The sequence below is a fragment of the Alteromonas sp. K632G genome (genome assembly GCF_017653625.1).
GTDB lineage: Bacteria > Pseudomonadota > Gammaproteobacteria > Enterobacterales > Alteromonadaceae > Alteromonas > Alteromonas naphthalenivorans.
The window spans coordinates 1-1,635 of the sequence record NZ_JAGGDM010000052.1 but is presented as its reverse complement, the minus strand read 5'-3'; the positions used below and the strand labels follow the sequence as shown (position 1 = coordinate 1,635).

The window sequence follows — 1,635 nt, the reverse complement described above, 5'->3', positions numbered from 1 at the left end:
CCCCCTGTGTCAGGATAGTTGTCGCCTCAGTTTTTCATAGTATTAGACAGGGTGCGGAAGTTAGGCATGAGTGAGACATTATCCAGAAGAACATAAAAAGGCAGTGGTTAGTAAGTTGATTGAAAGCGGTTTATCATTACGCCAGTTTGCGCAAAGAGAAGGTATTAGCCTGTCTACTTTGTATGGTTGGCGGGATAAGTATACAGAGGCCGATTTCAGTTTGACTAAAAGTAATACGCCAGATAGTTGGACAGCAGAGCAGAAGTTTTCTGCAGTGATAGAGACTGCTGCCATGTCGGAAGTTGAGGTAAGTGAATACTGCCGGAAAAAGGGCCTTTTCCCGGAGCAAATCCAGCAATGGAAACATAGCTGTATCTCCGGTAATCAATCCGAGGCGGATAAGCGTAAACAGCAGGCCCAGGAACGTAAAGCGGATAAGAAACGCATTAAAGAGCTGGAAAGAGAGTTAAAACGCAAAGACGCAGCGTTAGCCGAAACTGCTGCGCTTCTGGTGCTTAGAAAAAAGTTAAATGCCTACTGGGGGGAAGACGAGGACAACTAACCACGTTCTCAGATAGGCAATACTATATTTCACTGATTGATGAAGCCGTTAGTGCGGGGGCCAGAAAGCACAAAGCCTGTGGCATCATCGGCTTATCCCTGCGCACGTTACAACGATGGCGGGACGCGGATGGAATTTGTGCAGATAAGCGCCCGGAGGCGAGCAGGCCGACGCCTGCAAATAAGCTAACTGAGATAGAACAACAAGCCATTTTGGATATCTGTAATGAAGAACGGTTTGCCAGTCTCCCGCCTAGCCAGATTGTTCCCATATTAGCTGATGAAGGAATTTATCTGGGTTCGGAATCCAGCTTTTACCGTATATTAAAAGCCAATAATCAGCTTACCCACAGAGGCAAAGCAAAACCCAAAGGGACACTGGCGAAACCTGATGGGTTTACCGCTACGGGCCCCTGTGAAGTGTGGACCTGGGATATATCGTACTGCCCCTCTACGGTCATTGGCCGGTTCTTTTATCTGTACATGATAATGGATATTTTTAGCCGTAAAGTCGTGGGATGGGAAGTGTACGATTGCGAGTCTGGTGAGCATGCCGCTAGCCTATTAGAGCGCACGCTATGGTCTGAGAAATGCGTGAATGAAGAAATAATCTTGCATTCTGATAATGGCAGTCCGATGAAGAGCCTGACCATGCAAGCAAAGATGATTGAAATGGGCGTTATCGGCTCTCGCAGCCGCCCCGGTGTCAGTAATGACAATCCCTACTCAGAATCTCTGTTCCGCACAGTCAAATACTGCCATAGATGGCCGAGTGAAGGCTTTAAGTCGCTGGAGGAAGCGCGAGCCTGGGTGCGAGATTTTGTCCGCTGGTATAACACCGAACATCGCCATAGCCGCATAAGATTCGTTACCCCAGAGCAGCGACACAAAGGTGAAGACCAACAGATACTGGCAAAGCGCACTGAGTTATATGCCGAGGCAAAAGTGAGAAATCCAAGTCGTTGGTCTGGTGAAACCAGAAACTGGGATAAGATCGGAAGCGTAGAGCTAAATCCGGAGAATAAAAAAGAAGCAGCTTAACAGCTCAGGCGACAACTACCTTGAAAAACGCCG

1 protein-coding gene is annotated in these 1,635 nt (G+C 47.8%); it reads left to right on the top strand.

Features of this window, described 5'->3' with window-relative positions; translation table 11 throughout:
* The first annotated feature begins 70 nt into the window (after nucleotides 1–70).
* A protein-coding gene (locus J5X92_RS20825; RefSeq protein WP_348272405.1) for an IS3 family transposase occupies nucleotides 71–1,602 on the top strand; the annotation gives its coding sequence in 2 pieces (ribosomal slippage) (nucleotides 71–518 and nucleotides 518–1,602; 1,533 coding nt in all).
* Nucleotides 1,603–1,635 lie beyond the last annotated feature (33 nt).